Annotated in this window: 22 protein-coding genes; 8 read left to right on the top strand and 14 right to left on the bottom strand. The window is 66.8% G+C overall.

All coding sequences use genetic code 11. The features are described 5' to 3' along the window. Positions 1-124 precede the first annotated feature (124 nt). From AC07X4_RS20060 to AC07X4_RS20025, 8 genes are all read left to right on the top strand, one after another. Entirely contained in the window at positions 125-739 is a 615-nt protein-coding gene (locus tag AC07X4_RS20060) for a glutathione S-transferase N-terminal domain-containing protein (RefSeq protein WP_056742845.1), read from the top strand. 105 nt (positions 740-844) lie between these two features. Next, the gene (locus tag AC07X4_RS20055; RefSeq protein ID WP_056056579.1) at positions 845-1561 is read left to right on the top strand and encodes a TetR/AcrR family transcriptional regulator; all 717 of its coding nucleotides are present in this window, start codon (positions 845-847) and stop codon (positions 1559-1561) included. 224 nt (positions 1562-1785) lie between these two features. After that, positions 1786-2370: a TRAP transporter small permease gene (locus AC07X4_RS20050; protein ID WP_494741062.1), complete on the top strand. Its 585-nt coding sequence runs from the start codon at positions 1786-1788 to the stop codon at positions 2368-2370. A 27-nt stretch (positions 2371-2397) separates the two neighbouring features. Continuing rightward, positions 2398-3678 carry a TRAP transporter large permease gene (locus AC07X4_RS20045; protein WP_015016272.1) on the top strand — a complete coding sequence of 427 codons (1281 nt, stop codon included), beginning with the start codon at positions 2398-2400 and terminating at the stop codon, positions 3676-3678. A gap of 55 nt (positions 3679-3733) precedes the next feature. Beyond that, entirely contained in the window at positions 3734-4738 is a 1005-nt protein-coding gene (locus tag AC07X4_RS20040; RefSeq protein WP_137749344.1) for a TRAP transporter substrate-binding protein, read from the top strand. A gap of 81 nt (positions 4739-4819) precedes the next feature. Continuing rightward, positions 4820-5728, top strand: a complete 909-nt coding sequence (locus AC07X4_RS20035; RefSeq protein WP_108497021.1) for a shikimate dehydrogenase — start codon at positions 4820-4822, stop codon at positions 5726-5728. A gap of 37 nt (positions 5729-5765) precedes the next feature. After that, positions 5766-6665: a VOC family protein gene (locus AC07X4_RS20030; RefSeq protein WP_494741061.1), complete on the top strand. Its 900-nt coding sequence runs from the start codon at positions 5766-5768 to the stop codon at positions 6663-6665. A 16-nt stretch (positions 6666-6681) separates the two neighbouring features. Further along, positions 6682-7587 (top strand): sugar phosphate isomerase/epimerase family protein, encoded by a 906-nt coding sequence (locus AC07X4_RS20025; RefSeq protein ID WP_494741060.1) that lies wholly within the window; start codon positions 6682-6684, stop codon positions 7585-7587. Between the two features lie 181 nt (positions 7588-7768). Here the strand turns inward: AC07X4_RS20025 and AC07X4_RS20020 are convergent, their stop codons facing one another. From AC07X4_RS20020 to AC07X4_RS19955, 14 genes are all read right to left on the bottom strand, one after another. Further along, positions 7769-8224, bottom strand: a complete 456-nt coding sequence (locus tag AC07X4_RS20020) for a nuclear transport factor 2 family protein (protein ID WP_116748307.1) — start codon at positions 8222-8224, stop codon at positions 7769-7771. An 8-nt stretch (positions 8225-8232) separates the two neighbouring features. Then, on the bottom strand, positions 8233-9015 hold the full coding sequence (locus AC07X4_RS20015) for an SDR family NAD(P)-dependent oxidoreductase (RefSeq protein WP_108497024.1): 783 nt from the start codon (positions 9013-9015) through the stop codon (positions 8233-8235). Next, on the bottom strand, positions 9012-9554 hold the full coding sequence (locus AC07X4_RS20010) for a DUF3833 domain-containing protein (protein WP_494741059.1): 543 nt from the start codon (positions 9552-9554) through the stop codon (positions 9012-9014). The genes AC07X4_RS20015 and AC07X4_RS20010 overlap by 4 nt, the downstream gene beginning before the upstream one ends. Positions 9555-9579: 25 nt before the next feature. Continuing rightward, positions 9580-10878, bottom strand: coding sequence for an MFS transporter (locus AC07X4_RS20005; RefSeq protein ID WP_494741058.1), 1299 nt, complete (start codon positions 10876-10878; stop codon positions 9580-9582). Beyond that, positions 10875-11450, bottom strand: coding sequence for a chalcone isomerase family protein (locus tag AC07X4_RS20000; protein ID WP_494741057.1), 576 nt, complete (start codon positions 11448-11450; stop codon positions 10875-10877). The genes AC07X4_RS20005 and AC07X4_RS20000 overlap by 4 nt, the downstream gene beginning before the upstream one ends. Before the next feature lie 8 nt (positions 11451-11458). Beyond that, positions 11459-12691, bottom strand: a complete 1233-nt coding sequence (locus AC07X4_RS19995; RefSeq protein ID WP_494741063.1) for a class I SAM-dependent methyltransferase — start codon at positions 12689-12691, stop codon at positions 11459-11461. Between the two features lie 35 nt (positions 12692-12726). Next, a complete protein-coding gene (locus AC07X4_RS19990) occupies positions 12727-13518 on the bottom strand; it encodes a DUF1365 domain-containing protein (RefSeq protein ID WP_494741056.1) in 792 nt (263 codons plus the stop codon). Continuing rightward, complete coding sequence (locus AC07X4_RS19985) at positions 13515-14837, bottom strand: NAD(P)/FAD-dependent oxidoreductase (RefSeq protein ID WP_494741055.1); 1323 nt, start codon at positions 14835-14837, stop codon at positions 13515-13517. Before AC07X4_RS19985 ends, AC07X4_RS19990 begins: the two co-directional genes overlap by 4 nt. A 244-nt stretch (positions 14838-15081) precedes the next feature. Next, on the bottom strand, positions 15082-15666 hold the full coding sequence (locus AC07X4_RS19980; RefSeq protein ID WP_056742863.1) for a glutathione peroxidase: 585 nt from the start codon (positions 15664-15666) through the stop codon (positions 15082-15084). A gap of 339 nt (positions 15667-16005) precedes the next feature. After that, on the bottom strand, positions 16006-17217 hold the full coding sequence (locus AC07X4_RS19975; RefSeq protein WP_494741054.1) for an HD-GYP domain-containing protein: 1212 nt from the start codon (positions 17215-17217) through the stop codon (positions 16006-16008). A gap of 108 nt (positions 17218-17325) precedes the next feature. Continuing rightward, positions 17326-20460 (bottom strand): efflux RND transporter permease subunit, encoded by a 3135-nt coding sequence (locus AC07X4_RS19970; RefSeq protein ID WP_494741053.1) that lies wholly within the window; start codon positions 20458-20460, stop codon positions 17326-17328. Between the two features lie 12 nt (positions 20461-20472). Then, entirely contained in the window at positions 20473-21687 is a 1215-nt protein-coding gene (locus AC07X4_RS19965; protein WP_494741052.1) for an efflux RND transporter periplasmic adaptor subunit, read from the bottom strand. A gap of 111 nt (positions 21688-21798) precedes the next feature. After that, entirely contained in the window at positions 21799-23181 is a 1383-nt protein-coding gene (locus AC07X4_RS19960; protein ID WP_494741051.1) for an efflux transporter outer membrane subunit, read from the bottom strand. Between the two features lie 7 nt (positions 23182-23188). Beyond that, positions 23189-23879, bottom strand: a 691-nt coding sequence (locus AC07X4_RS19955; RefSeq protein ID WP_494741050.1) for a CerR family C-terminal domain-containing protein, incomplete at its 5' end; no start/stop codon positions are given.

The raw sequence follows: 23879 nt of genomic DNA, 5'->3' as shown, positions 1-23879 counted from the left end.
ATTGTAGGCGGGGCCGGTCGGCGGGGTTTGTGGGGGCGGCGCATCAGTCGGCCTCATGCCGGGTCGCTGTCGATAGAATCAAACCCGAATTGTTCAGCATTCCCCGCGCACTGGAAGACACACCATGAAATTGATCGGAGCCACCGCCAGCCCCTACGTGCGCAAGGTACGTATCGTGATGGCTGAGAAAAAGCTCGACTACCAGTTCGTGCAAGAAAACGTCTGGGCAGACGACACCCATATCTCCGCATCCAACCCCCTGGGCAAGGTACCCTGTCTGGTGATGGAAGGCGGCGAGGCTGTGTTTGATTCGCGTGTCATCGTCGAATATCTCGACACCCTGTCGCCCGTGGGCAAGCTCATCCCTTCCCAGGGCCGCGAGCGCGCCGAAGTCAAAACCTGGGAGGCCCTGGCCGACGGCGTTATGGATGCCGGCATCCTGGCCCGCCTGGAAGCCACCTGGGTGCACCGCAAGGACAGCGAACGCAGCCAGGCCTGGATCGACCGCCAACTGCTCAAGGTGAACGATGGCCTCAAGTCCATGAGCCAGGGTCTGGGCGACAAGCCCTATTGCAGCGGCATCCACCTGAGCCTGTCGGACATCGCCGTGGGTTGCGCCCTGGGTTGGCTGGAGTTCCGCTTTCCCGAGATCGCCTGGCGCAGCGAGTACCCCAACCTGGGCAAGCTGCTCGACAAGCTGATGCAGCGCCCGAGTTTCGCGGACACCAAGCCTGCCTGACCCCGTCGCTCGGCTGCTGAAAGGCTCCGGCGAGTCCGTCCTCCCGCAGAGTGCCGCGGGTCTTTGTGCAGTCTGGTCCCCTGCTTGCCGTATGCTCCCGGGCATATGAACGAAATGGTTCAAAACCCACCCCCCACCGCTGGTACCAGGGCGACCCGCCAGCGCGCCGCGCGCGAGGCCGCTGCCACGCCGGGCGCCGACCGGGTGCGCGTGAACGACCCAGACCGCACCATGGCCAACATCCTGCAGGTGGCCACGGCCGAGTTTGCCGACAAGGGCCTGGCCGGGGCACGTATCGACGAGATCGCGGCACTGACCAGCACCAGCAAGCGCATGATCTACTACTACTTTGGTAGCAAGGAAGGTCTGTATGTGGCGGTGCTGGAAGACGCCTACCGCCGCATCCGGCGCATTGAGTCCGAGCTGCACCTCGAAGACCTGGCGCCCGAGCAGGCCCTGCGCACCCTGGTCGGTTTCACGGTGGACTACCAGCTCGCCAATCCCGACTTCATCCGCCTGGTCATGAACGAGAACATGCATCGGGGCGAGTACATCACCCAGTCCACCACCATCCAGGAACTGAATATCCCGGTCATCCATGCCGTGCGCGATGTGTACCAGCGCGGCGTGGCAGCGGGGGTTTTTCGTCCGGATGTGGACCCTGTCGATCTGCACATGTCGATCTCGGCGCTGTGCTTTTTCAACGTGGCCAACCGCCACACCTTTGGCGCGATCTTCAAGCGCTCGTTGGATACACCTGCCGCCACGGCGCAGCGCCGTGAATCGATCATTGAAATGATCGTGCGCTTTCTGCGGCCCTGAATCGAATCCCCCCGGCGCGCCTCGCGCATGGCACCCCGCTGTTCTTCAGGGCCATGAGCTGGAGGACGCTCTTCGCCGGGCGTGGTTGACCCACCCGTCGCGGTCCCACCCCGCGCCACCCGGTGCTGCCCTACCGCTGTTCGCGAGCAGGGTTTGCACCTAGATCAAATACTAACCAGTTCGTACAAAATTAAATCCACTAACTGATAACGACTGGAGACACCATGCTTGCACTGGCCGACCGCTGGCTCGGGCGATACACCCGCGCACTCGACATGCTTTCCGGCCTGTGTCTGGCCATCATGGTGGTGCTGGTGTTTGGCAACGTGGTGCTGCGCTACACGGTGAACTCGGGCATCACGGTGTCCGAAGAGCTGTCGCGATGGCTGTTTGTGTGGCTGACCTTCATGGGGGCCGTGGTGGCTTTGCGAGAGCATGGGCACCTGGGCACCGATGTCTTGGTGTCCCGCCTGCCCGCTGTGGGCAAGAAGGTCTGCCTGGTTCTCGCACAGATCTCGATGCTGTATGTCTCCTGGCTGCTGCTCAAAGGCAGCTGGGCCCAGATGCTGATCAATGCCGACACCGAAGCGCCGGTGACCGGAGCGTCCGTGGGCATCTTCTATGCCAGCGGTGTGCTCATGGGCGCATCAGCCATTGCCATTCTGGTCCGCGATCTGCTGCGCACGCTCTTTGTGCCGTTGGGCGAGCATGAGCTGGTCATGGTGCAGGAAAGCGAAGAACTCGCGGCACTGCAACACCGCACGGAAGACGCCAGTGCCACCCCTCCCTCGGCGGGCACACGCCACTGATCCCTCTTTTGCACTGGAACGCGCACCATGACCGTCACCATCTTCCTGGGCTCCCTGCTGCTTGCCATGGCGATCGGTGTCCCCATCGCTTACGCGCTGCTGATCTGCGGTGTGGCGCTGATGTGGCATCTCGACCTGTTCGACGCGCAGATCCTGGCACAGAACGTGATCAACGGCGCGGACAGCTTCCCGCTGCTGGCCGTGCCGTTCTTCATGCTGGCGGGCGAGATCATGAATGTGGGCGGGCTGTCCAAGCGCATCGTGAAGCTGGCGCTCACCGTGGTAGGCCATGTCCCCGGTGGCCTGGGCTACGTGGCCATCATGGCGGCCGTGATCCTGGCGGCAGTGTCGGGCTCGGCCGTGGCGGACGCGGCGGCCTTGGCGTCGCTGCTGCTGCCCATGATGGTGGCTGCGGGGCACAACAAGGAGCGTTCGGCGGGCTTGATTGCCTCCGCCGGGATCATCGCGCCAGTGATACCGCCCTCGATCGGCTTTGTGATCTTTGGCGTGGCCGCCAACGTGTCCATCAGCAAGCTGTTCCTGGCGGGCATTGTTCCTGGCGTGCTGCTGGGGCTCTCGCTGGCTGTGACGTGGTGGTGGCTGGTGCGGCGCGAGAACGTGGCGCCGCCAAAGCGCGCAACGCGCGCCGAGCTGCTGCTGGCGCTGCGCGAAGCCGTGTGGGCCCTGGGCCTGCCCATCATCATCCTGGTGGGTCTGCGGATGGGGGTGTTCACACCCACCGAGGCTGCTGTGGTGGCCGCCGTGTACTCGTTGTTTGTCGCGATGGTCGTGTACCGCGAGCTGACCTTGCGCCAGTTGGTGGATATCTTCCAGACCTCCGCACGCACCAGTGCCGTGGTCATGTTCCTGGTCGCAGCTGCCATGGTGTCGGCCTGGCTCATCACCGTGGCCGATCTTCCGTCCGCTGTCATCGGCATGCTGGAGCCTTTCATGGGCAACCAGACGCTGCTGCTGATCGCCATCATGGTGCTGGTCATGGTGGTGGGCACCGCGATGGACATGACGCCGACCATCCTCATCCTCACGCCCGTGCTGATGCCGGTGGTGAAGGCCGCGGGCATTGACCCGGTGTACTTCGGCGTGCTGTTCATCATCAACAACGCCATTGGCCTCATCACACCACCGGTGGGCACCGTGCTCAATGTGGTGGCCGGGGTGGGCCGCATTTCCATGTCGCAGGTCACCCGGGGTGTCATGCCGTTCATGGTGGCGCAGTTCATCGTTATGTTCCTGCTGGTTCTGTTCCCGTCCATCGTTCTCGTGCCCTTGCGCCTGCTGGGGGGCTGACCCTCCCTCTCGCGCCTACCGTTTCTGCCTGCCCAAAAACCAAGGAGACCATCCCATGAAGCTGCTCAAGACCCTGCTCGCCACGGCCCTCGTCGCCGCATCGCTGCTGCCCGCTGCGCACGCGCAGGAGCGCACCATCAAGTTCGCCTTCCAGAACCAGAAGGACCACCCGCAGGCCCAGGGCGCGCAGAAGTTTGCCGACCTGGTGGCGGCCAAGACCAACGGCCGCATTGCCGTCAAGCTCTTCCCCGGCGGCACGCTGGGCGGCGACCTGCAGACCGTGTCGGCGCTGCAAGGTGGCACGGTGGAGATGACGGTGCTCAACGCGGGCATTCTGTCGGCCCAGGCCAAGGAATTCGGCATCTACGACTTCCCCTTCCTGTTCGCTACGCCCCAAGAGGCCGATGCCGTGACGGATGGTCCCTTCGGCAAGAAGCTGCTCGACAAGCTGCAGGCCAAGAACCTGGTGGGCCTGGGTTATTGGGAGCTGGGCTTTCGCAACCTCACCAACAGCAAGCGCCCCATCACCAAGGCTGAAGACATTGCAGGCCTCAAGATCCGCGTGATCCAGTCGCCCATCTACATCGACATGTTCAACGCGCTGGGCGCCAATGCCGTGCCGATGCCCTTCCCTGAGCTGTACACGGCCATGGAGCAGAAGGCCGTGGACGGCCAGGAGAACCCGTTTTCCACCATCCTGTCGTCCAAGTTTGCGGAGGTGCAGAAGTACCTGACCGTGACGCGCCACATGTACAACCCCCAGGCCGTGATCGTGAGCAAGAAGTTCTGGGACAGCCTGAACCCTGCTGACCAGAAGGCGCTTACCGACGCCATGGCCGAAGCCACCACCTTCCAGCGCGGTGTGTCGCGAGTGCAGGCCAATGTGGCGCTGGAAGACCTCAAGAAGACCGGCATGCAGGTGTCCGAGTTCTCGCCTGCCGAGCTGGACAAGCTGCGCGCCAAGGTGAAACCCGTGGTCGAAAAGCACAGCGAAAAAGTGGGCGCAGAGACGGTGAAAGAGGTCTACGCCACGCTGGCCAAGCTGCGCGGCGGCAAGTAAGCCCCACGCTGCTCTCCCTGCACGGTTGCCAGTGGCCCCGCCACGCCCGGCCGTGCATTCACCCCGTATCCCGCCCGCCCCATGAGCATCCAGCTGCTTGATCCCCCGGTCACCACACCCACGTCCGCCATGCCATCCACAAGCCCCCGCAAGGTGCTGATCGGACTGATCGGTGCCGGTATCCAGAAATCGCTGTCGCCCGCGCTGCACGAAGAAGAAGCGCGCCATCACGGCATGCGCCTGCACTACCAGCTCATCGACCTTGACCGCTCTGCTTCCTCGGCGGAGCATCTGCCCACGCTGTTGTCGGCGGCGCGCATCATGGGCTACGCGGGCTGCAACGTGACCTACCCCTGCAAGCAGGCGGTGATTCCGCACCTCGACAGCCTGTCCGAAGAAGCGCGCGCCATGGGCGCCGTGAACACCGTGGTCATCCAGGGCGGAAAACTCGTGGGCCACAACACCGACGGATCGGGCTGGGCTTGGGGCTTTACCCGCGCACTGCCTGGCGCCGACCTGCGCCGCGTGGTGCTGCTCGGCGCGGGCGGTGCAGGCGCTGCGATTGCACACGCCGTGCTACGGCTGGGCGCTGAGCACCTGAGCATCGTCGATGCGCAGCCCGAGCGTGCGGCTCAACTGGCAGCCGATGTGAATGCGCTGTACGGCGCCCGGGCCGAAGCCTCCGACATCCAATCGGCCATGGCGCAGGCCACAGGCCTGATCCACGCCACGCCCACGGGCATGGACAAACTGCCCGGCCTGCCACTCGATGTGGCCCTGCTGCGGCCCCCGATGTGGGTGTCCGAAGTGGTGTATTTCCCGCTCGACACTGCCCTGGTGCAGGCCGCACGCGCGCTGGGCTGCCGGGTATCCGACGGCGGTGGCATGGCTGTGGGCCAGGCCGTGGGCGCGTTCGAACTGTTCACCGGCGAGGCGCCCGACGCGGCGCGCATGGATGCGCATTTCCGCCGCCTGGTCAGCACGCGCTGATGCCGCTGCCCGCTGCAACCCCCAAGGAGCCGACACCATGAGCACCCCGATGATGGCCGCCCGCGAAACTCTGGGCGAACTGCCCAACCCCCTGGGCTTGCAGGGCGTGGAGTTCATCGAATACGCCACCAGCCGTCCGCAGGCCCTGGGCCAGGCGCTGGAGCGCATGGGCTTTCAGCCTGTGGCACGCCACCGCTCGCGCGAGGTGCTGCTGTACCGCCAGGGCGACATGAACATCATCGTCAACGCCCACCAGGACAACGAGCTCACCGGCGTGCACGCCCCGCCCGCGCTCACCGAAGCGCCGGTGCTCGCCGCCATTGCTTTTCGCGTGGGCAATGCGGCCGCGGCCTACCGCCGGGTGCTGGAACTGGGCGCCTGGGCCGTGCACACCGAGGTCGAGGTGATGGAGCTGAACATCCCCGCCATCCACGGGGTGGGTGCCAGCCGCATCTACTTTGTCGACCGCTGGAAGGAGTTCTCCATCTACGACGTGGACTTTGTGCCCATCCCCACCGTCAACCAGCGCCCGCCCGCGCTGCAGGGCCTGCACCTGTTTGGCGTGGTGCAGTACATCGGCCTGGGCCGTGGGGATGACTGGATCCACTTCTACAGGGAACTGTTTGGCTTCGCCGAGCTGGCACCGGACCAGTCGTTTGGCGTACTCACCCACGGCCGCATCCTGGCCAGCCCCTGTGGCACGCTGCACTGGCAGCTCATCGAACCGCTGGTCGATGCGCTGGAAGCCGACCCCGAAGAGTTGCTGCAACGCGTGGCCTTTGGCGCCCCCGACGTGCTGGCCACGGTGCAAGCGCTGCGCGAGCGCGGCGTGGACTTCGTCGAGTCCCCCACCGGCGTGCACACGGGCACGCGCGGCGCCCTCACCCGCGCAGATGCCGGCGCACCCAGCTTCGAACTGGTGCTGGACGCACGCTGAGCCTGGAGACTGCCCCATGCGCACATCCACCATGCAACGCAACGTCGCCGACTTTGGCATGGACACCATCAGCCTGGCCGGCCCGCTGGAGGCCAAGCTCGCCGCCGTCAAGGCCGCCGGATTTGGCCAGATCATGCTGGCCGCACGCGACATCGTGGGCCACCCCGAAGGCATCGAGGCCGCCGTGCACGCCGTGCGCAGCAGCGGCCTGCGGGTGACGGGCTTCCAGGTGCTGCGCGATTTTGAAGGCTTGTCGGGCCATCTGCACAGCTACAAGGTGGACATCGCCAAGCAGATGATCCTGATGGCGCGCGACCTGGGCGCGCCCGTGCTGCTGGCATGCAGCTCCACGTCTTCGCACGCCACGTCTGACGCCGATGCGATTGCGCGCGACCTGCGCAAGCTGGCCCTGCTGGCGCTGCCCCATGGCATCCGCGTGGCGTTTGAGGGCCTCTCCTGGGGCCGCCACATCAACGAGGTGCACCAGGCCTGGGCCGCCGTGGAACAGGCCGATTGCCCCAACCTCGGGCTGGCCATTGATTCGTACCACCAGTTCGCCACCAGCACGCCGCTCGCGGCGCTGGAGGACGTGGACCCCGCCAAGATCTACCTCGTACAGCTGTCCGACTTCATGTGGCAGGAAACGCGCACAGTGCAAGAGCGCATCGAGACCGCACGGCACTTTCGCGTGTTCCCTGGCGAAGGCGTGCACAGCAAGGCGCTGGCCGAACTGGTACGCACGCTGGACGGCATGGGCTACCAGGGCGATTACAGCTTCGAGGTCTTCAACGACGACTACCAGCAGCTGCCTCTGCCCTATGTGGCGCAACGGGCGTGGAACAGTGCGCTGTGGCTGGCCGAAGGCGTGTTGCAACGCGCAGTGCCCTTGCCCGGGCATTTGCGCATCCGGGCAGTGGGGTGAAGAGGGTGAGCAGGCCCCGGGGACCCTGTGCACGAATCGCCGCGCCGCGAGCATCTGCGGTCTCGGGCAGCCTGCGGTGTTGCAACACTTCGCAATAGCGACAGCTGGTGCTGCGTTTTGCGCCTAGCAGACCATTCCGATCCACAGCGCCCACTTACCGCTCGATGCGTGCAGCGGATCCCTAGCTGTTGGCGCGCTTTTTGAGCCAGCGCATCAGTGCGCCCACCACGGGCAGCTTTTCGTACAGCTCTTCGGCCGCATCCCAGTAGTCGCGGTGCAGCGTCACCAGACCCTGTTCGTCCAGCACCAGGTGCGAGGCACCACGCACCGTCTGCGTCACGCCCTTGTGAAAGTCCTTGAACGCGAACAGGAAGTCCCAGGTCAAGAAGCACTGCGTGCCCTGCACCACCCGGCCGGTGACCACAAAACGCGGCTGCTCCAGCGCCTCGAACATGTGGGCAAAAATGGCCTGGATGGCAGGCACGCCCTGCACCTCGTTGAAGGGGTCCTTGAAGCGCGCCTGTGGTGCGTAGAAATGGCCAATGGCCGCTATGTCGGCAGGCGAGAGGTTTTCAAAGAATGCGACAACGCGCGTGACGGCTTCTTCGGTGGACGGGGATGTGTTCGGGGGCTGCATCGCAAAAGTCAAAGGCCTGTGAAGCGGCGAACGGCGGGGAAGTACCAACGGTACGGCAACAGCCGCAGCAGCTTCATCACGCGTGTGAAACGCTTGGGGAAGTGGATGTCGAAATGCCCCCGCTCCCAGCCCTGCACGATGGCCGCCGCTGCTGCTTCGGGTGAGATGAGGGCCGGCATGGTGAAGTCGTTGCCCGCCGTGAGTGGCGTGGCCACAAAACCAGGGTTGATCACGCTCACGCCCATGCCCAGGTCGTGCAGGTCCAAGTACAGCGCCTCGGCCAGGTTGATGAGGGCCGCCTTGGTGGGCCCATAGGCCAGGCTCTTGGGCAGGCCGCGAAAGCCTGCCACGCTGCTGATCAGGCTCACGTGGCCTGGGCGCCCAGCCTCCGCTGTGGCCAGCATGGCGGGCAACACGGCGGCCAGCACGTGCAGCACGCCGTTGTAGTTGATCTGCTCATGGCGCAGCATCACGGCCAGATCGAAGTCGGTGGCGCGCATGTCGCGGTAGTAGCCCGCGCAGTAGCACACCAGGTCGGGCGCCCCTCCCGCGAGCACCTGCGCTGCGGCGGCCTGCACCTGTGCCGGTTCGGCAGTGTCAAAAGCCAGCGCCATGCTTCCGGGGTGCTGCACGACAAAGGCGTTCAGTGCATCACCGCTGCGCGCCGACACGATGACCTGCGCACCGCGCGCATGCAGCGCGGCTGCGGTGGCCCGGCCAATGCCACTGCTGGCCCCGATGAGCCAGGCACGGCGGCCCTGCCAGTCGCGCAAGGGAGGGTTGAGGCTCATGGTGCGCGTTTGGTGAAGGACAGCGTGATCTCGCCCAGGCGCACGCCGAACTTGGTCATGGTGGCGCGGTTGAGCATCACCCGGTCGTCGATGAGGTACATCCAGTCGTCCAGGTCCACGTTGTAGACCTTGCCATCCACCGGCAGGGCCAGCGTGTAGTTCCAGCGGAAGGCGTTGCCGCGCGTCTGGCCGTTGGCCGTGCCCACCACATCGTCGGCGGTGCCGGTGTAACGGCCGTCCGCGTGCTTGGTCAGGCGCCAGATGCGGCGCTGTGTGGTGCCGTCGGAGTAGGTGAAGGCTTCATCCAGCACGCCCTCGTTGCCTTTCCAGCTGCAGTCCATCACCACGGTGAAGCGTTTGACGATCTGGCCGCTGCGGTCCTGGAAGATGCCGTAGGCGTCGATCTTGCCGTTGAAATACTGGGCCAGGTCCAGCACCGGTTTCTCGGTGGCGTAGCCATCCAGGTTCTGGCTGGCGCAGCCGGACAGCACCACGGGCGCAGCCATAGCGGCGGAGAGGAGGAGGCGTCTTTGCATCATGGGTTGTGCCTTGGGGGTATGGGTGTCAGGTTCCAGCCATCGCCGCACCGCGTGGGTGCCGCAGAAAAAGGACGTACAGCGCTGCTGCTGCCGCCAGCTTGAGCGCGCAGGGCAGCACGGCGTAGGCCAGGCCCAGTGTCTGCAGGCCGTCATCGCTGCGCGTGCCCGGCGTGTAGCCCAGCCAGCCCAGCAGGGGCAGCGCCAGGCCTGCTGCCAGGGCCAGGTTGAGCTTGGTGGCAAAGTTCCACCAGCCGAAGTACGCGCCCTCGTGCCGGCCGCTGTCGCCCTCGGCTGCGATCACGCCCGTCAGCAGGGCGCTGGGCAGGGCCAGGTCCGTGCCCAGGGCCACACCCGACAGAGCGCAGACCACCATGAACGGCAACACATCACCAGCACCCAGAAACGCCGTCCACACAAACACGGCAATCGCCAGCAGCATGCCCGCAAGCCAGGTGCGCGCCAGGCCCCAGCGCGCCACGGCACGCAGCCACAGCGGGATGGACAGCGCCGCACAGACAAAATAGGCTGCGAGGAACATGGGCTCCTGCGCCGGCGGGGCCTGCAGGCGGTCTTGAATGAAGAACAGCACCAGCGTGGCCGGGATGGCACTGGCGATGCCGTTGAGCATGAACACGGCCAGCAGGCGGCGAAAGGCAGCCCGTCCCCAGGGCCGCCACAGGCTGGCGCGCTGTGCCGGGCGGTACACGCCCGCCATGGCCTCAGCATGGTCTGCGGGGCGTGGGGCTCTGGTCCACGCCCACCAGCCGAGCAGCAGGGTGAGGGCAAACACACTGAGCATCACCGGCAGGCCCAGCAGCGCGGGCAGCACCGAAGCCAGCACCACGCCCACCAGCGCGGCGCCCTCACGCCAGGCCACGATGCGGCCGCGCTGCAGCTCGTCGCCGCCCAGCCGTGCGCCCCAGGACTGGTGCGCAATGCCCAGCTGGCTATAGGCCGTGTAGGTGATAAGCAGTGCCACCAGCGCCCAGGCAATCAGTGCATCCGCCCCACGCACCCATGGAAAGAACAGGCTGGTCAGCCCCAGTGCCAGCACCACGGCCGACACCGCGCCCACCGCCAGCACGGCGCGCACCGAGCGGCCGAACAGGTAATCGGACAGACGCCCCAGCAGCGGGTCCGACACCGCGTCGAACAGCCGCGCCGCCAGCAGCACCGAGCCCAGCGTGGCCAGTGGCATGCCGAACTCGCGGGCGTAATGGTTGGGCAACAGCACATACAGCGGCAGCGCCACAAAAGCCAGCGGCAGGCCCAGCAGCCCATAGGCCAGGCCTTGGCTGGCGCGCATGGGCGTGGTGGAGGTCATTGCTGCCCTTGTCCCGCAGTGCGGGTGGCCGCGATCAGCTCTTGCCGCAGTCCGGGTTCGGAGGTCTGCGGCGACAGCCAGATGCCGAAGAACAGGCGCGAGAACTCGGCGTCAGGCACTTCGCCCACCACACGCCCGCCCATCTTGAACACGGCGCCCGTGCCGGGCTGGTACAGGCCCAGCAGCCGGTCGCCAGCCTTCACATCCGGCAGCGCGGCGGTCAGTGCCTGCTGCCAGCGCGCGGCCTGCTGCGGCGTGAAGCTGCCCACGCGGCGCATCTCTTCGATGGAGCGCTTGGCAATGGCCTCGGCCGAAAAATCGCGGTGGTAAGTCAGCTCCAGCGCCAGGGGGTGGGCGGCGTAGTTGTCGGCATCAAAACCGGGCTGCACCCACAGCCGCGCACGGTAGATCTCAAACCCCAGAAACCGCAACACGCCCTGGCCCACCAGGCGGGCCCCCGACAACGGGGCTGCGGCGGCTGCGCTGGCCTCTGCAACCTGCGCCAGCGCGTTTTGAGGGCCAAAAGCCATCAATGCGCTAGTGAATATTGCGGTAGCAGCTATATTTTTCATAGCAATTGTCAGTCCTTGGCCAGGGTGTACTGCACCAGGTCGATGTTGCTCATCGCAAACGCAGCCTCGCAATACGCCAGGTAGAACTCCCAGATGTGCATGAAGCGCTCGTCAAACCCCAGCTGCAGGATCTGCGTGCGCTGCGCGAGGAAGCGCTCGCGCCACCGCTTGAGGGTTTCGGCGTAGTCCTGGCCAAACGCAAACTCGTCGACCACGCGCAGACCTGCCGCCTCGGCTTCGCGGCGGAACTCGCGCGGACACGGCAGGCAGCCACCCGGGAAGATGTACTGCTGGATGAAATCCGTGGAGCTGATGTAGCGCTCAAACAGGCTGTCGTCGATGACGATGCTCTGGATGCAGGCCTTGCCACCGGGCTTGAGCAGCCGGTGTACCGACTGGAAGTAGGTGGGCCAGTATTCGCGGCCCACGGCCTCGACCATCTCGATGGAGCAGATGGCGTCGTACGGGCCGTCCTGGATGTCGCGGTAGTCCTGCAGGCGCAGGTCGGCGTGCTCGGCCACCCCTTGCTGCGCCATGCGCTTTTGCGCGAAGGCGAGCTGCTCGGTGGAGAGTGTCACGCCCGTCAGGTGGGCGCCGAATTCGACGGTCGCCATCTCGGCCAGCGCGCCCCAGCCACAGCCGATCTCCAGCACCCGGGAATTTGGCTGCACACCGGCCATGCGCAACGCGCGCCGCACCTTGGCGTGCTGGGCAGCGCGCATGTCGCCGCCTGCATCGCCTTCGAACCAGGCGGACGAGTAGTTCATCGTGTCGTCCAGCCAGAGTTCGTAGAACGCGTTGCCCAGGTCGTAGTGGGCGTGGATGTTCTTCTGGCTGTTGGCGCGGGTGTTGCGGTTGAGCAGGTGCTTGATGCGGTACAGCAGCCGGCCGGCCCAGGTGCCGTAGATCACGCCTTCCACCTGCTGGCGGTTGGCGATGAAGAGCTTGAGCAGATCGGTCAGGTGCGGGGTGGTCCAGTCGCCCGCGATGTAGCTCTCGGCAAAGCCGATGTCGCCCGACTTGAGCGCTGCGCTGCAGACATTCCAGTTCTTGAGCGTGATCGCCGCCGACGGGCCATCGCCATGCCCGAAGTGCTGCAAGGTGCCGTCAGGCAACTGCACCGTGAGGTGGCCGTGCTGCAGGCGCTGCAGCAGCCTGAGCGCGGTGCGGGCGGCTGCCGGAGTGCCTGCGGGCAGGGCCTGCGCGTTGCGGTCGGAGCGGGTGGCGGTGGTGGAGTTCATGGCGGCGGTCTCGCGGGGCTGGAACGACATGGAGATCAACGGGTCACGATGGAGGCAGGCGCCTCGGGCTTGCGATGGAAACGCACGCGCTTGAGCCACAGCTGCAGCGCGTGCCAGTGGATGCGGGCAATGATGGCCAGCGTCATGGCGGGGTAGCCCCAGAGCGCCTGGCGCAGGGTCTGTGCGGTGATGGCCTGCAGGGTGCCGCTCACGCTGGTCTGGATGAGCGGGCCGGTGTCGTCGTCGTGGTCGATACGCACCACGGTGCGGCCTGCGTCCTGTGCACCGGCCTCGGTGCGCATGAAACGAAAGCGGTAACCGCCGCTCACCTCGCAGAACGGCGACACGTGGAATACCTTGCGTGCCTGCTGTTCTACGCCGTACTGCGGCGCATCCAGCAGGTAGCAGTGGCGCTCGCCAAAGGTGTTGTTCACTTCCACCACGATAGCGCGTAGGTGGCCGTCCGCGCGGTGGCAGTACCAGAAGCTCACGGGTTTGAAGGTGTAGCCCAGCACACGGGGGTAGCAGTGCAGCCACACCTCACCCGTGGCGTCGGTGATGCCTTCGGTGCGCAGCAACTCGTCCAGCCAGGCCAGCGCCCCGCCCTGCGCAGCACTGCGGCCGTCGCCGTGGTCCACGTCATGGAAGCTGATGGCGCCACGCCGGTTCACAGCCAGCTCACCACGCATGTCGGGCAGGCTGCGCATCGGCAGCATCAGGAAAAACGTGGGGTAGGCGAACGCATGCCGCCGGGGCCGCAGCCGCGTGTGGCGCACCTGGCCGAAGCCGATCAGGGGCGCTGCGGTGGGGGCCGGCGCGTGGCTCACGCAGCCTCCGCCAGGGGGGCTGGCAGGGCTGCCAGCAATTGCTCGGCCACGGCCAGGCCCGATTTGAGGCCGTCTTCGTGGAAGCCGTAGCCCGTCCAGGCGCCGCAGAACCAGGTGTGCTGCTGCCCTTGCAGCTTGCCCACCTGCTGCTGCGCGCGGATGGCGGCCATGTCGAACACCGGGTGGGCGTATTCGTAGCTGCCGATCACGTGTTCGGGCGCTATGTCGCGCACCGGGTTCAGCGACACCACCACGGGCTGCGCAAAGGGCACGGGCTGCAGCTGGTTGATGAGGTAGTGCAGGCACACGCGGGCCGACTCGCGGCTGCGTTGCGGCGCACGTTCGTAGTTCCACGCGGCCCAGGCGGCGCGGCGCGCCGGCAGCACGGACGTATCGGTGTGCAGGACAGCGCGGTTGGCCTGGTAGCGAATGGAACCCAGCACCGCGCGCTCGTGCGGCGTGGGCTGGGCCAGCAGGGCGAGCGACTGGTCCGAATGGGTGGCCAGCACCACCTTGTCAAAGTGCTCGGTGTTGTGGCCTGCAGTCACCACGCGCACGCCGGCGGCATCGCGCTCGATGCGGCGCACGGGGGTGTTCAGGCGCTTGTCGGCAATGCCCGCCACGATCTTGTCCACGTAGTGGCGCGCTCCGCCGGACACCGTCCACCACTGCGGGCGGTTGCTCACCTGGATCAGGCCATGGTTGTGGCAGAACCGGATCATGGTGGCCACGGGGAACTTCAGCATCTGGTCGGTGGGGCAGCTCCAGATGCAGCCCAGCATGGGCAGGAAGTACCAGTCGCGGAAGGCGTCGCCAAAGCGGTGCTCGCGCAAGAAGTCTCCCAGGGGCTGCATCAGCGCGGCCTCGGCCTGCTTTTCGGCAATGCGCGTGCACAGCTTATTGAAGCGCAGCAGGTCGCGCAGCATGCCCAGAAAACGCGGGTTGACCAGGTTGGAACGCTGGGCAAACACGGTGTTGAGGTTGGTGCCGCTCCATTCCAGCGCGCGGCCGCCGCCAGGGCCGCTCAGGGCGCCCGGCACCTGCACCGAGAACGACATGTCGGATTTGGCGGTCTCCACGCCCAACTCGGCCAGCAGGCGGATCAGGTGCGGGTAGGTGCGCTCGTTGAACACCAGAAAGCCGGTGTCCACGCCGTGGGTGACCGGGGCGCCTGACGCATCGGGCAGGGTGACATCGACGGTGTGGGTGTGGCCGCCAAAGTAGTCGCCCGCCTCAAACAGCGTGATGTCCGCCTGGCCGCGCAGCTGGTGCGCGACGGAGAGCCCGGAGATGCCGGAGCCGATGATGGCGATTTTCATGACCGGCTCCCTCTGGCCGGTGCACGGAATAAAAAGGTTGCGAAGCGTCCCGAAACGAATAAGAGAGGGAGGGAGGAGAAGCGCTCCAGGAGGTCAGTCGGAACCCAGGGGCCCGAAAGGCTTCGCAACATTAAAACTGTACGCTGCGCAATCGTCTTGCGCAATGGATAGAGTGAGGCCGCTCCGGCGAAGTTCCAGAGGGCGCCTGTATTTTTTTTCAAGAAATGTAAAGAAGTCATTGCGCTCACCGGGGTGTGGGCAGGGCGAGCTGCTGTTCGATGGCACGCACCAGGCCCTTGTTGTCCGGCCCGGTCAGGCTGGAGTAGTTGTCCACCAGCTTGCCGTCGCGGCCCAGCAGGTATTTGTGGAAGTTCCAGCGGGGCGCTGTGCCCGACAGCTGCGCCAGTTGCTGGTACAGCGGCGAGGCTTCGGGGCCCTTCACGCTGCTTTTGGCAAACATGGGAAATTTCACCCCGAAGGTGTTTTCGCAGAAGTCGGCGATTTCCTTGTTGCTGCCTTTTTCCTGGGCAAAGTCGTTGGACGGGAAGCCCAGCACCACCAGCCCCTTGTCCTTGTAGCGGGCATACAGCTCTTCCAGCCCCTTGTACTGGCCGGTAAAGCCACAGAAGCTGGCCGTGTTGACCACCAGAACCACTTTTCCGCTGTACTGGCAAAGCGACTGCGGCTTTTCGTCCTGCAGGCGCGGAAAGGTGTGCTGCAGCGTGGCCGGGCACGCTGCAGGCGCATCGGCCGCTTGGGCGGCGGGCGCCAGCAGCAGCCAGGCCGCCAGCGCGGTGGCTGTCGAGAGGAGTCTTGTAAGGCGGTTCATAGGACTTTGGGCAGTGAGTGCGGCCAATTTAACCATTTCATCATTTTTTGTCCACATGAGTTTTTATTTGTACTGGATGGTTTACGTGGTGCGAACGCATTTGGATTCAGATTTCGGAAGCAACGGGGTGAGGGGGGCAAAACGGCCGTGCAGCCCAAACGGCGCCGGCCGATCACCCGGCAGGGACAGGGGCGAGCGTGGCGTCAGACCCGGTGCCAGGCACTAGGCACCAGGAGCAAGGCATGAGGGGCCGCTCAATGCCCAAAACAGGGGATGTGTTGTTCGCCGCCGACAGCGGCGGCACGCAGAACCGGGGGGCTCGGAGCGCCCTCCCAGGCGTCAGACCATCTGCAGCAGGCGGTCCAGCGACAGGTTGACCCGCACGTCCTTGAAAGCCACCACACCGGTGACCTTCCAGGGCGGCATGCCCGTATCGCGGGGAATGGGCTCGCCCGTGGCCATGCCGTCGCGGTTGGTCACCACGGCCACGCGGGGGGTGGTGGCGGTGGTGCCCCGGCGGATGACCACGCCCACTTCACGGCTGGCCAGGCGGACAAAGGCACCGGGGGGGTAGACGCCCAGGGTCTTGACGAGGGTGGCGCCGGCCTCGTCCACCTGGTGTTCTTCGTCGTAGTAACTTGCCTGCATGGCGGCAGTGACAGGCATGGGCAGCCGTGCGGCGCGGGGGGCCAGGCGGGCGCCGAAAATGTCGGCGCGCTGCAGCAGGCGGGCCATTTGCTGGGCTTCGGTCTTTTTGGCCAGGGGCCCGGGCGTGCGGTGGTGGTGGCAGCGCACGGCCTCCAGCCACACCGGGTCGGCCACGCCCAGATGGCGCAGCAGCGCCTCGGACCGCGCCGCGTGGTCTTCCACGGCGGCAATCTGGGTCGCGGTGAGGGGCTGGGTCTGCAGCACCAACTGGTCCTGCAGCTCGGTCATGGCGATGTTCATGCTCAGCGCTGCGTGCCCCAATTGCTGCACCCGGCCGCTGGGCCAGCGCAGCATCTCGCGGGCCACCACCATGCACACGCAGCTGACCAGCATGGAATGCGTGGCGCTGTACATGCGCGTTTCCTGGGCCGAGAGATAGATCAGTGCCAGCAGCGTGGCGTCGGGCGTCTGTTCGCAATGGCGCACCAGCTCGTCGTGCAGCGCCTGAAACCGCCCGCCAAAGTCGCTGGGCGACGGGGCGCGCAGCAGCTGCGTGGCGCGCAACTGCAGCTCGGGCCAGTCGGGCAGGGTTTTGCCCGCACGCGCAGCGGCCGCTGCGGCGGCCTGCTCGCCGGCCGTCATCTTCATAGCGGCGATCTCGCCCAGGTTGGTGTCGGCGATCAGCATGCGCTGCAGCTGCGCCAGGTAGGCGCGGTGGCTGCCGCCGGATTCGTCAGTGTCCACACACAGCTCGCGCCCGCGTTCGACCAGCTTGGCCAGTTCGTCGCGGGTGCGGATCACATAGCCCTTTTGCGCCAGCAACACGCCGTCGGCCCCCCGCAGCACAAAAGGCAGGGGATGGCCCAGCTGGATGGATTCGATGTTGAGGCTGACGAGGTTCATGGTGCGCGTTGCATTATCCGACGGCTACCTCCCGCCAAAGCCCGCGCGACCCCCGTGATTGCCCTGCTTTTTGGGCTCACGCCGGGGGGGGCGCGCCAAGACTTGGCGTCAGGGGGCAGAGGGAGGTGCTGGTTGCGCCGTGGCTGTGGCTGTGGGGGCCGCCGGTGCGCCCGGGGCATGGCGCCCCCCGCGCAGGCGGCGGGCCAGCCGGCCGAACCCTTGCCCCAGGTCGTCCACCCCGGTGAACACCGCCGGAATCACCAGGAGGCTCAGCAGCGTGGAGGTGATGAGTCCACCAATCACCGCCACCGCCATGGGCGAGCGAAAGCTCGCGTCCGCAGCACCCAGGCCGATGGCGATGGGCAGCATGCCCGCGCCCATGGCCAGCGTGGTCATGATGATGGGCCGTGCGCGCTTGTGGCAGGCGTCGATCAGCGCCTCAAAGCGCGTCATGCCGTGCTCGCGCCGCGCCAGGATGGCGTACTCCACCAGCAGGATGGAGTTCTTGGTGGCAATGCCCATGAGCATGATCAGCCCGATGAGCGAGGGCATCGAGAAGCTCTTCTGCGCAATCAGCAGCCCCACAAACGCGCCACCCAGCGACAGCGGCAGCGCCGCCAGGATGGTCACCGGGTGCAGGAAGTCCTTGAACAGCAGCACCAGCACGATGTAGATGCACAGCACGCCGGTGAGCATGGCCAGGCCAAAGCTGGCAAACAGCTCGCCCATCATCTCAGCGTCGCCAATGGTGATCTGGCGCACGCCGGCTGGCAGGTTCTGGATGGAGGGCAGCGCTTCGACCGCCTTGGTCACGTCGCCCAGCGGCTGGCCCGAGAGTTCGATCTCGAAGTTCACGTTGCGCGCGCGGTCGTAGCGGTCCACCACGGCCGGGCCGCCGCTGAACTCCAGCGTGGCCACCTGGCCCAGCATCACCGGGCCCTTGGCGCCGGGCACGGGCAGGCGCTCCAGCAGCGACAGGTCCTTGCGCGCATCGTCCTGCAGCTTGACGACGATGGGCACCTGGCGCGCGGCCAGGTTGAGCTTGGGCAGCGACACGTCGTAGTCGCCCACAGTGGCAATGCGCAGCGTTTCGGCAATCGCGCTGCTGGTCACGCCCAGGTCGGCGGCGCGGGCAAAGTCGGGGCGCACGGCAATTTCGGAGCGCACCAGGCTGGCGGTGGACGAGATGCTGCCCAGGCCGGGGATGGTGCGCAGGTCTTTCTCGACCGCCAATGCGGCCGTGGTCAGCGCTTGCGGGTCGTCGCCCGTGAGCACCAGCACGTACTTCTCGCCCGAGCCGCCCAGGCCCACCTTGCTGCGCACGCCAGGCAGCGTCTCCAGCGCGGCGCGGATCTGGTTCTCGATGCCCTGCTTGCGCGGACGGTCGCCGCGCTCGGACAGCAAGATAGTCAACGTGGCCTTGCGCGTTTCGGTGCTGGCGCCGCCCATGAAAGGATCAGTGCCGGCCGAGCCGCCGCCGATGGTGGTGTACACACTTTGCACATGCTCCACCTTGGCGATGCGCTGGCGCGCGTCTTCGGCCACGGCACGTGTCTGCGCCAGCGTGGCGCCGGGTGGCAGCTCCAGGTACACCTGGGTCTGCGAGTTGTCGTCCGGCGGGATGAAGCCCGTGGGCAGCAGCGGGATCAGCGCCAGCGAGCCGATGAAAAAGGCCGCCGTGGCAATGAAGGTCATCCACCGGTGCTTGATGCACCACGCGGCCCAGCGCAGGTACACCGTCATCCAGCGCGGGTCCTTGTGGTCGCCCACGATGGGCTTGAGGATGTAGGCCGCCATCATGGGCGTGAGCAGGCGTGCCACCACCAGGCTGGCAAACACCGCGAGCGACGCCGTCCAGCCAAACTGCTTGAAGAACTTGCCCGCAATGCCGCTCATGAACGCCGTAGGCAGAAACACCGCGATCAGCGTGAAGGTGGTGGCGATCACGGCCAGGCCGATCTCATCGGCCGCCTCCATGGCCGCCTGGTAGGGCGTCTTGCCCATGCGCAGGTGGCGCACGATGTTCTCGACTTCCACGATGGCGTCGTCCACCAGGATGCCCACCACCAGCGACAGCGCCAGCAGCGTGATCACGTTGATCGAGAAGCCCAGCCAGTACATGCCGATGAACGCCGGGATCACCGACAGCGGCAGCGCCACGGCCGACACGAAGGTGGCGCGCCAGTCGCGCAGGAAGAGCCACACCACCAGCACGGCCAGCAGCGCGCCTTCGTACAGCAGGTGCATGGAGCCATCGTATTCCTCCTGCACGGGCTGCACGAAGTTGAAGGCCTCCGTGATTTCCAGGTCCGGGTGCTGCGCGCGCATCTCCTGCAGGGCCGCCTGCACGGCAGCGCCCACTTCGACTTCGCTCGCGCCCTTGCTGCGGGCCACCTCGAAGCCCACCACCGGCTTGCCGTTGAGCAGGGCCAGCGCGCGGGGCTCGGCGATGGTGTCTGTCACCGTGGCCACCTGGTCCAGCCGCACGTGGCGGCCGTCCGACAGTGCCAGCGTGAGGCCCGCCAGCTCCTGCGCCGACTGCACCGTGGCCAGCGTGCGCACCGGCTGCTCGCTGCCGCCCAGGTCGGTGCGGCCGCCGGCACTCTCCGTCTGCACCAGCCGCAGCTGGCGTGACACATCGGCCGCCGTGGCGCCCAGGGACTGCAGCTTGACCGGGTCGAGTGCCACATGCACCTCGCGCTGCACACCGCCCACGCGATTGACGGCGCCCACGCCGCGCACAGTGAGCAGCTTCTTGGCCACGGCGTCGTCCACAAACCAGGACAGCGCCTCGTCGTCCATGCGGGCCGACGCGATGGTGAAGGCCAGCACGGGCTGCGCGGCGAGGTCCATCTTGGTCACGATGGGGTCGCGCACGTCACCCGGCAGGTCGCCGCGCACACGGGCCACGGCGGAGCGCACGTCGTCCAGCGCCTCCTGCGTGGGCTTCTCCAGTCGGAACTCGGCGGTGATGGTGGCGCCGCCGTCCTGCACCTTGGTGTAGATGTGCTTGAGGCCCTGCAGCGTGGCGATGCTGTTCTCGATCTTGCGCGCCACGTCGTTCTCCAGCTGCGCGGGCGAGGCGCCCGGCAGCGCCACGGTCACGGAGATCGTGGGCAGGTCGATGTCGGGAAAGTTCTGCACCTTCATGGCGTTGAAGGACAGCAGGCCGCCGAAGGTCAGCAGCACAAACAGCATCAGTGCCGGTATGGGGTTCTTGATGGACCAGGTGGACACATTCATGTGGAATGCTCCTTAATTGATAGCTTTTTGCGCATGATTCACTAGCGCTACAGGCACTTTTTGCATGAAATGCTGGCTGGAGGACTGCTTGCCAGCCGCTGGCGCCGCCGCAGGGGCCGCCACGCGCACCAGGTCGCCATCGTTCAAAAAGCCCGCACCGCGCACGGCGACGGAGGCGCCAGCGTCCAGGCCCGACAGCACCTCGACCCGGTCGGCCACGCGGCGGCCGGTCTGGACCTTGCGCATCTGCACGCGCTGGTCTCCGCCCAACACAAACACGTACGAGAACCCGTCGCGCACCACCAGCGCCTCTTGTGGCACGGTGAGTGCGTCGCTGCTGCCCAGTGCGAACTCGCCCCGCGCAAACATCCCGGCACGGAAGTCGGTGTTGGCGGGCAGGTCCACGTAGACCAGCGCATTGCGCGTTTGCGGGTCCACCGTGGGTGCGACCATGCGCACGGTGCCCTCGGCCACGGCGCCGCTGGCGGCGGTGACGCTGACCTTGGCCCCGGGCTGGATGCGCCGCAGCTCGGTGGACGTGACCTCGGCGCGCCACTCCAGGCGGCCCTTGCGCACCATGCGGAACAGCTCCGTGCCTGCCCCCACCACCGCGCCCACGGTGGCGGTGCGGGCCGAGATCACGCCGCTGTCAGGCGCCACCACCTGCGTGTATTTGAGGCGCAGCTGCTGCGCGTTCAGCGCGGCCTTGGACGCTTCCACGCGGGCCTGGGCGGTTTGCTCAGCCGTGGTGAACTGCTGGATCTGCTGCTGGCTGAGTGCGCCCGTGGCTTGCAACGAGCGGGCGCGGTCGGCATTGGCGGCGGCCTCGGCCGCATTGGCCTGGGCTTCGAGCAGGCTGGCGCGGCTCTGGGCCACATCGGCCAGCATCGTGTCGGCCGAGAAGGTGGCCAGCACCTGCCCGGCCTTGACCACATCGCCCACGTTCACACGCACTTCGGTCAGGCGCAGGCCGTTGCTCTCAGCCCCAATGCTCGCCTCTTGCCACGCGGCGATGTTGCCGTTGGCCGCCAGGCGCAGCGGCACCTGCATGCGCTGTGGCTGTGCCGTGCTGACGGTGAGCGCAGGCCGGGGCTGGCCCGCCTTGGGTTCATCGGCGGCACGCGATGCGCCCGAGAAAACCAGCGCACCGCCCGTGGCCAGCACGCAGGCGGCGATCACGGCGAGGGCGGTGGGGGAAAACTTGAAGGAGAAAGAGGAGTGTTGCATGTGCATCTGTCCTGGGGAGTTCATATCAGCTGTGCATGGTGTTGGGCGTCGCCCACTGCGCTTGAAACCGGCGATGCGCAGACGAGGCGCAAAGCGCCTCAGAGGGGTGTCTCATAGCTTCCACCCACCACCGGCGGCGCGGTACAGCGCAATCCAGGCGGTCTGGCGCTCGTGCTGCAGCGCGATCAGCGCGTTGTCGGCGGCCAGCGCCATGCGCCGGGCGTCCTCCAGCTCCACCAGGCTGGCCAAGCCGCCGCGCCAGCGCGCCTCGGTCGCGTCGAACGATGCCCGGTAACCCTCCGCCGCCGTGCGTGCACTGGCACTGCGCTCGGCCGTGCTTTGCAGGCGCACCAGGGCTTGCTCGACCTCGCTCACGGCCTGGCGCACCTTGGCGCGGTACTGCGACGCTGCCTCGTCGTAGCGGGCCTGCGCCGCATCGGTCTGCGCGGCGCGGCGGCCGCCGTCAAAGATCGGCACGCTGAGCGCCAGCGGGCCTATGGTCCAGGTGTTCAGGTCGGTGGTCACGCCCCCCGTGCGCACCTGGGCTACGCCCACGCTGCCGCTGAGGGTCAGCCGCGGGTAGCGCTGGGCCTGGGCGCTGGCGACGTCCGCACTGGCGGCAGCCACTTCGCGCTCGGCGTTGTACACATCGGGGCGCTGGGTCAGCACCTGGGCGGGCAGTGCGTCAATGGTGAACAAAGCGTCCGGGGCCGCAGCCACCGGCTGGGCCAGCCGGGTGCGCAGCGTGGGTTCTTCCCAGCCGGTGAGCGCCACCAGGGCCTTGACCTCCACATCGCATTGCATGCGTTGCTGTGAGGCGCGGGCCTGGGCCTCGGCGGCGCTGGCGCGTGCCAGTGCGGCCGTGGCGGGCGCAGTAAAGCCCGCACGTTCGCTGAGCTGGGACAGACGGGACGTTTCGCTACGGGACTGCGCATCGCGCTCGGCCACCTGTTGCTGGGCCAGGCAGGTGCGGATGCTGCTGGTCTGCTGTGCCACCTCGGCTGCCACGCTCACGCGCGCCTCGTGCCACAGTGCCTGCGCGCCGGCCAGCCGCTCATCGGCAGCGGTTTTGGCGGCGCGGTTGGCGCTAAACAGGTCCAGCTCCCAGCTTGCCTGCAGCCCCGCCTGCGAGGTGGTCGCCACGCGCGCCAGCTGGTCGTTGAAGCCCCGGCTGGCGCTGGCCTGTGCGTCGAGCGAAGGCAGCAACGCCGCCCGGCTGCCCACCTGCGTGGCGCGGGCCTGTGCAATGCGCGACTGGGCCTGCGCGATGCCCGGGCTCACGGCCTGGGCGGCGTCGATCAGCTCGACCAGCAGCGGGTCTTGCAGCTGGGTCCACCAGCGGGCCATGCCCGTGAGGGAGCCCTGGTGCGGCAAGGGCGCGTTCCAGGCCGCAGGTGCGGGTGCCGATACCTGCGCAGGTGGTGCGGTGGTGGAGCAGGCCACCAGTGGCAGGACCAGCGCCAGCCACAAGGGTTTGTGTGAGATCAGTCGCATGTGCAAGTCACTCTGGGGTACGGGGAGAGGAGGTTTTTTTGGCGGGGGCGGCCGCGCGGGCCGCAGCGCGGCGCTGACGTTCCCCGTCCACCATGAACTGGGCAAAGTCCACCAGCCGCGATGTGGTGGCGGCCAGCCCCCGCGGCGTGGCGGTGAGGCCGGGGCGCACGGCCTGCACCACGTCGCGGCCCACGTAGTACTGCAGCGCCAGGGCGGTGATGGCCATGGCCAGGCGGTGCACATCGTCATCGGCAGCTTTCAGGCCGAACTCCTTGCACAGCAGGCCGACGAGCGCGGCGTGGGCAGGCTTGATCTCGCACTCCAGCTCCTGCTGCCACAGCCCGGTGGGGTCCAGCATTTCGCGAAAGTGCAGGCGCATGCACAGCTCGACCAGATCACCTTCGTGCAGGGGCTGCATGAAACTCTGGATCAGCAGATCGATGAACGCTGGCAAAGTGTCCGGCCAGGCATCCACGGCGATGGGGCTGCCCATGGGTTCGGTGAACGCTGCGCGGTACAGCCCGTTCTTGTCGCCGAAGTAGTAGCTGATGGAGGCCGGGTTGACACCCGCCGCCTGGGCAATGTCGCGGATGGACGCCTTGGCAAAGCCGTTTTCGGCAAAGAGGCGCAAGGCGGCGTGTAGCAGCCGCGCGCGGGCCTGTGCGCCTTCCGTGGGCGGTGGGGGGGGCATGGAAGAC

This window comes from Acidovorax sp. GW460-11-11-14-LB4, assembly GCF_059423685.1.
The sequence above is the reverse complement of the archived record's forward strand: the minus strand, read 5'-3'. Positions and strand labels throughout refer to the sequence as shown.